The sequence below is a fragment of the Planococcus maitriensis genome (assembly GCF_003289925.1).
GTDB classification, from domain to species: domain Bacteria; phylum Bacillota; class Bacilli; order Bacillales_A; family Planococcaceae; genus Planococcus; species Planococcus maitriensis.
This window is the reverse complement of sequence record NZ_QLZQ01000013.1, coordinates 1-6,819: the sequence shown is the minus strand read 5'-3', so window position 1 is coordinate 6,819 and position 6,819 is coordinate 1. Positions and strand designations below refer to the sequence as shown.

The 6,819-nt window shown below is 38.4% G+C and carries 9 protein-coding genes; 8 read left to right on the top strand and 1 reads right to left on the bottom strand.

Annotation, left to right across the window (positions count from 1 at the left end; all coding sequences use genetic code 11):
* The 4 genes from mobV to DP119_RS15725 all read left to right on the top strand — a co-directional run.
* On the top strand, window positions 1-874 hold an 874-nt coding region (gene mobV, locus DP119_RS16045), incomplete at its 5' end, for a MobV family relaxase (protein WP_205853893.1).
* A gap of 114 nt (window positions 875-988) precedes the next feature.
* Window positions 989-1,582: a MerR family transcriptional regulator gene (locus DP119_RS15735; protein ID WP_112234015.1), complete on the top strand. Its 594-nt coding sequence runs from the start codon at window positions 989-991 to the stop codon at window positions 1,580-1,582.
* 97 nt (window positions 1,583-1,679) lie between these two features.
* Window positions 1,680-2,126 carry a DUF7878 domain-containing protein gene (locus DP119_RS15730; protein WP_112234014.1) on the top strand — a complete coding sequence of 149 codons (447 nt, stop codon included), beginning with the start codon at window positions 1,680-1,682 and terminating at the stop codon, window positions 2,124-2,126.
* Between the two features lie 75 nt (window positions 2,127-2,201).
* Window positions 2,202-2,870, top strand: a complete 669-nt coding sequence (locus DP119_RS15725) for a DUF3885 domain-containing protein (RefSeq protein WP_112234013.1) — start codon at window positions 2,202-2,204, stop codon at window positions 2,868-2,870.
* 316 nt (window positions 2,871-3,186) lie between these two features.
* On the opposite strand, the gene DP119_RS15720 is transcribed toward DP119_RS15725, so the two are convergent.
* Entirely contained in the window at window positions 3,187-3,420 is a 234-nt protein-coding gene (locus DP119_RS15720; protein ID WP_112234016.1) for a hypothetical protein, read from the bottom strand.
* Window positions 3,421-3,576: 156 nt separating this feature from the next.
* Here DP119_RS15720 and DP119_RS15715 point away from each other — a divergent pair, with 156 nt between their 5' ends.
* From DP119_RS15715 to DP119_RS15700, 4 genes are all read left to right on the top strand, one after another.
* Window positions 3,577-4,077: a tyrosine-type recombinase/integrase gene (locus DP119_RS15715; RefSeq protein ID WP_240616458.1), complete on the top strand. Its 501-nt coding sequence runs from the start codon at window positions 3,577-3,579 to the stop codon at window positions 4,075-4,077.
* Between the two features lie 436 nt (window positions 4,078-4,513).
* Entirely contained in the window at window positions 4,514-5,530 is a 1,017-nt protein-coding gene (locus DP119_RS15710; protein WP_112234011.1) for a replication initiation protein, read from the top strand.
* A gap of 86 nt (window positions 5,531-5,616) precedes the next feature.
* Window positions 5,617-6,255, top strand: a complete 639-nt coding sequence (locus tag DP119_RS15705; protein WP_112234010.1) for an HIRAN domain-containing protein — start codon at window positions 5,617-5,619, stop codon at window positions 6,253-6,255.
* A gap of 296 nt (window positions 6,256-6,551) precedes the next feature.
* Window positions 6,552-6,819, top strand: a 268-nt coding sequence (locus DP119_RS15700; RefSeq protein WP_205853892.1) for a plasmid recombination protein, incomplete at its 3' end; no start/stop codon positions are given.

The following is a 6,819-nucleotide window of genomic DNA, read 5'->3' as shown; positions in this document are numbered from 1 at the left end:
CCAAAAAGTAAGCGAACGAAAAACCCGGAAAGATGCGGTGCTCGTAAATGAGCTGCTGGTGACGTCGGACCGGAAGTTTTTCGATGGCTTAGATCCGGCTGAACAGAAACGGTTTTTCGAGGAAAGCTATAAATTGTTCTCTGAACGCTACGGCCAACAAAACATTGCGTATGCGACAGTTCACAATGACGAGAAAACGCCTCACATGCATTTAGGCGTCGTTCCGATGCGTGACGGTAAACTCCAGGGCAAGAATATCTTTAATCGCCAGGAATTGCAGTGGATGCAGGAAGAATTTCCGAAACACATGCAAACCTTGGGCTTTGAAGTGGAACGGGGCATTGCTTCGGACCGGAAACACATCGAAATGAGCCGTTTTAAGGCATTGACGCTCAATGAAGAGATTAAAACCCTAGAGAAGGAAACCGAAGCCCTTAGAAACGCCTTGACGGCTTCTAAGAAGGTCGATGAGCTGCAAGTCAGCAAACCGTCACTATTTGACCGAAACCACGTGAAATTGCCGGTGGAGGATTTTGAAGCCCTCAAAGCAAGAGCCAAAGCGACCGAAGCCATTGAAAGCACCATAGCGACACATGAGAAGCAGTTTGATGACATGTTTGATGCAGTGGTCTCTAGTGATCGGAAACTGGATCAAGAGAAATCAAAGACCGAACGGCTGCAGAAAGAAAATAGCCAGTTGAAACAAGAAAATCAGGAGTTGCGAAAAGAAAATAAAACCTTGAGAAGCAAGTTGAATCTCTTAGTGGAGTTTGCAAAAACACACTTAGATAAATTCAAGGAATGGCAAAAAGAGCGTGAGCAAGAAAAACAAAAAACCATGGCTAGAAAAAGAGACCAGGAGTTGGAACGCTGAACCGGCATCCATCTCTTTTTTTTATTTTCATTCTGTAGAATATTCATTAAGAAAATTAAGCTGTCCAAATTCGAGTAGGTCATTTACGATGAAAGAAAAAGGAGGCGATCAGCGATGGCCTTTCATGCACCTGAAGATATTGCAACGGTTCTCAATATCAAACCATCAACGCTTCGCAAGTATTCGTTATTGCTGGAACAAAGTGGCTACACCTTCAAAAAGAATGCTCAAGGTCATCGGTGGTACAGCGATACAGATCTCATGGCGTTACGAAAGTTCATAACGCTCAAGGATAGCAGTGGAATGACTTTAGAAGACAGTGCTGACGCAGTTTTCTTATGGTCTAAAACGCAAAGCGTAGCGCGCCAAGCTACGCTCTCTACAGCGACACAAGACGACACAGAACGCCATGAAGCGACCGTAAATGAACTGACGATCGAGGAACGGCTGCTGCGACTGATTCAGCATCAACAACAAACGATTGATCAGATGGCACAAAGTATTCAAAAGCAAGAAGAGCAAAGTGGGCAGATTTTAGAGGAAGTGAAAATGCTGAAAGGCAGTTTGCAGCCACTGGATGCCCCTTCGTCCGATCAACCCAAGATAGAGAGCGTAGAATCGTCCTCACAGCAGCCAGAAAGCGAACCAGAAACGGTCACACCCAAAAAAGATACCCGAGGTTTATGGGCAAGAATCTGGAACAAATAAAGGGTACTGTTTTAGCGGAACCGAATGTAACTTATGTGCAGTTAAGTTACATTCACACTGAAAAATTCTAGTAGAAACGTACTGAAGGAGTGATTGAATGGAGAATCTGGCTATTGATTTTGAATTGGATCCGTTATTGAAATTGGATAAAAAGCTAATTCGACAGAAAAACGGAAAATTATTGATTGATGTGCAAGGGGAATTAACCATTCATATCGGTCATTCGTGTTTCTTTCATGAACCGTCCTTAGCGTTGCTTGAACTGGGTGTTGCTTTAAAAGAGTGGAGAGTGAAAGATTCCGAAGGAGAAAATGATTTTTATTACTTCACGATGGAACATGATGAAAGGGAAGGACCTATTTTATCTTTTATTAGAAAAAGCGAAAATGAATGGCAGCTCTTTTCAATTTGGCAAGAATTTGAACACGAAAGCACGATAGCTTCTGAGGTGTTGTTAAAAGCAGTAGACCAGTATTTAACTAAACTAGAAGATATTTTGTTGAGGAAGTTCAATATCAAGTATTCATACTTCACTCGATTCTGATAAACCGAATGTAACTTAATGTGAATTAAGTTACATTCAATTCAAGAAATTTGTTTCGAAAAAGGAGCATATAAATTGCTGGATTTACAAGAATATTTACATACTACTTTTCCTGGGCTGGTTTTAAAGCCAAGCCTTTATCTTCAATGGAAAAATGGTATTCATTTCGAACTGGGATTAGGAATTTATCAGTTTGAAGAAGGGGACAAACTGAATCTACACCGGTTTGAAAATGCATACAAGCAAACCTTGGCAATCTTTAACGATCTTTTTTCTAAAGAGGATGAATTGGTTTTAGTAACGAATGTCTATCACCGAAAAAATGCCAACGGAAGAACAAAACCTTTCAAGGTATATAAAAATGGCGTCAAAAATAAAAAATTGGCTTTACAACTAAAGCTGAGCACACTGCCCTATGTTTTCGATGAGGATGAAGCAGAAGACTATTATACGGCGCAGTATCATTTGAAATGCAGGAAACATGACTTGCATTATCCTCAGCTGATCCAGGCTGCCTGTAACGAAGATTTTCCCTTGAAGCCTAAATTTAGAAGAGAAAAGGGGATGTATTATCCTGATACTTTTTTCATCAACCTCACCAAAAATGCTATCTTCTTTATTTACGATGATCGAGGCTGTGAAGTGATTGCAGCTGATAAAGAGACGTTACGGCCGTTGTATGAAAAATACTCTGATTGGCTCTATGAGTATAACCGCGAAGATATGAAACAATTATTTACGTAACCGGTTAGGTCCAGGGAAAATAATATGCTATTGCTTTGATCTGAATGTAACTTATTGCTAATTAAGTTACATTCAGATCCCCGATTCCATTGACTTCGTCGAAAAATCAAGCGAAACTGATTTTACTAGAAAAAATGATACATTCAGATCCTTGATTTTCCTGCGTTCGCTTTTCCTTGGCGGCGCTCTTTTTCTTTTCCTAAAATTCCTTACGTACAGCTCTACATCGGTTCGTAAATGGTTCATTTCTCGTTTTTTTGCGAACTTCAAAAAAAAAACGAGAGGAAACCCGTTCTCCTCTCGCCTTCGCTTTTGGTTAGTTCGATTTGGTGGAAACCTTATTTGTTCCGATCGCTCGCATGTCCTTAAATTTCAGGAACCAAATGATGCTGACGAGCACATAATATATCGCTACAATCGACAAATTATCCGTTACATTGTTAGCCAGTGGTTTTTCGACTATCCAATGTCCCCACAGCAGCCCGAGGCCTAGCAACAGCCCAGGCGTCAGCAAATGGACAATGAAATACGCAAAAGTATCCAGTTTCATTCTGTATCCAGCCTTTCCAAACAATTTGATTTCCTCTCCAAGTCTACCGAAATAGCACTTGTTCTTAAACTAAAACCAGGAGTGATAAAAGTGGGCAACAAACAAACGGAAATCAAAGACGTGCAGCCGATCCGATCGCTCCAAAAGATTGAGGACATGAAATGGAGCTTGAAGAAATGGTGCAGCGAACGGGATTATATCTTGTTTCTCCTGGGCATCAATTCCGGCTTGCGTGTCGGGGATCTGTTAAAGGTTAAAACCAGCGAGATTCAGGGCAAAAAGGTGGTGTCGTTGCGTGAAGGAAAGACCGGAAAACGCAGAACCATTCACCTCAGCAACATTTACGAGGAACTGGATGCCTATATTCGCACGTTAGAAGGCGCTGAGTGGCTTTTTCCCAGTCGAAAGGGAAATAATCCAATTACACGTGTTCAAGCGTACAGACAGCTTCAGAAGGCCGCACAGATGGTTGATATCACCGTGGGCATTGGCACACATACTTTGCGCAAAACATTTGGCTATTGGCATTACAAGCAGTTTAAAGACATTGCCGAGCTGCAGAATATCTTGAACCATGCCCATCCGCAGATCACCTTGCGTTATATCGGTATCACGGATGAACAAATTGAGAGCAATTTAAAAGCATTTCGTCTGTGAAATTGATTTAAGCTACCGACAGCATCCGGTGGCTTTTTTCTTTTTTATTTGCCAGTAAAAAATATAGAAAAAGACTCAGCTCTCTTAATTAGTCCCTCTTTTTCTAAGAATGAACTTGATCTGTATGTTCTTTTCTTTGTTTTTTCATTTTTTCAAAATGAAATTTTGCCTGTATATATATATTATTTTTAAAAAATTAATTACATTAGTTATATTTAGGAGTGCCCTTGCGCCTTAGAGCCACAAAGGTTTGAAAAATTTACTGTACTTTTTTCTTCCCTTTACTGTACTTTTTTCTTCCCTTTACTGTACTTTTTTCTTCTTTCTAATTGAACCTTAATTAAAATAAAGGTACAATTTAAATTATATGGATACCTATTTACAATTTAAAAGTACATTTAAAGGGAAGTTTTAAGTACATAAAGGGGCTGGGGAAATGGCGAGAAGAAATTCTAAAAGACAAATAATTTCATATGAGAATGCAATAAAGAAAAGTAATGAATTGTCTATGGCAAAACTAAATCAAGGTTTGTCTTTAAATCAAATGCAGTTATTGGCTTTTTCTATTTTCAGCACTCAACAAAATGGGGTAACTGAATTTCATAAAGCTGATTTTGAAAAGAAGTTTAAACTAACAAAATATAATACTGAAGATGCTATAAAAGATTCTGATAAGGTCACTAGTGTGAAATTCAGTACGGCAGATCTGGAAAATGAAGAATTTAAATTTTGGAATGTTTTTATGGGCATGAGTTATAAAAAAGGACATTTTAAATTCGAATGGAATCCTCGTATGATTCCTCATATCTTAAATTTGAAAGATAAATACATTACAACAGATCTAACTATTGCTTCTAAATTCAAAAGTAGTTTTTCTTGGACTTTATATGATTTCGTAAAAGCCCATCATGGTTACTGGCATAGGGTGATATCAAAAGAAGATTTGATGAAGTTATTTGGAGTTCAAGATACAAAAACATATTTAGAGAATACTGGACGCTTTAAAAAATCTGTTCTTGATGTCGCGATTACTGAAATAAATAAACATACTGAGTTAGAAATACGTTATAACGTAGAAAAAGAGGGGCGTACTATCAGTAGCTTTGATTTAATTTGGTCAAATGGCCAAAAGCTAACTAGTGCTACAAAGAAACAAATCAAAGAAATTCAAAGTATTGTAGAAGTGGTTTTTGAAGATATGTTTCAGTACGTAAATGTTGATGATAAGGAAGATCGGCAGCGAGCGATTAATTTAATTCGAGAAATTGAAGGAATGCAAGAATTTATAGGGGAACCAGTAAGTATCACAAAAGAAAAAGCAGATGAACTTATTCGGAAATGCATTTGGAACTTTCAAGAATTAAATCGCTTACTTGAAAAGAATCATCAAGCCATGTCACCTGAAGCTGTAAAAAAAGTTAAATTTTATAATTGGCTAGAAGATAGAAATTAGGAATTCACTAGGAAAATTATGGAGTTTTTAAGGACGGTAAATGCTATCCTGTAAGAAATGAACTGAATTGGGAAGGGGACTGTAATATGGGCATGTTAGATTTTATCTTTAAAAACAGAAATACATCTTCAAAAAAAGAGACAGAAGAACAACCGGAGATAGTTATTCCAGAAGTTAAAGAAGAATATAAAGGTCCAGAAACTATTGCAGAAACCAACTATTCAACCACGATAAAAGAAAAAAACGGTGTCTTTGAACGCTTAGAATTTAAAATAGCTGGAACCTCCTTTCACCAGCCAGCTATCAAAAAAGCGATAAAAGAAGCGAAGGAACATAGCTTTTACTTTGACGAAAAATATAATGGCATGTCGAACAAAGAGATTTTAGAAGAAACCTTCGATGAGCCTGTATTTGAATTTGAGGGAGCTCCTTTTACTGATTGCAGCCTTAAATTGGAGCCTGATAATAAATATGATCCAGAGGCTATTGCAGTTTACATAGGCTCGTTTTTAGTGGGCTACATTCCTGAGAAAGATTTCTCGGAAGGAAAAAAATATATTTATGGTCAGTTAACAGGGGGATTGAAAGAGAATCAAGAACTAAATCCCAGCGCTAGTCTCCGGGGAGGAAAATACAAAATAAACCGTGGAGATGAAAAAGTAGAAATCGGAGAATCGGATTATAAATTAGATGGATATGTAACTATAAAGACAAACTTAGAATAACTTTATATTTATGTTTTGAATGAGTGTTTTGATAAGAAGGAAGAAATAGCGAAAGCTATCTCTTCCTTCTTTTTCTCTGGAAATTAAAAGTCCCAAGAGGGACTGATATTTCCTTGATTTTGAACTTGGGTGATACCTTACGAAGTAAGGCAGCCCTATGCTTTTGACTTTGGGTAGCTGCCTCACTATTGAGGCAGCTACTTGCTTTTCACCCTCGGAGAGCACACCTTTATGCAATAAAGTATAGTGTGCTATACTTTACATGGAAGTTGACCGAAATAGGGGGGCGTGTTTTTGTGAGTTTTGCTGTGGTACGGATGCAGAAAATGAAGAGCCCGGATTTGAAGGGCATGCAATTTCACAACCAGCGAGAACGGGAAAGTCGGACGAATCCAGACATCGATCCGGACCGTGAACATTTGAATTATGATTTGCTGCATCAAGAAAAAATTGATTACAACCAACAAGTGAAAGCTATCATCGAGAGCCAAAAAGTAAGCGAACGAAAAACCCGGAAAGATGCGGTGCTCGTAAATGAGCTGCTGGTGACGTCGGACCGGAAGT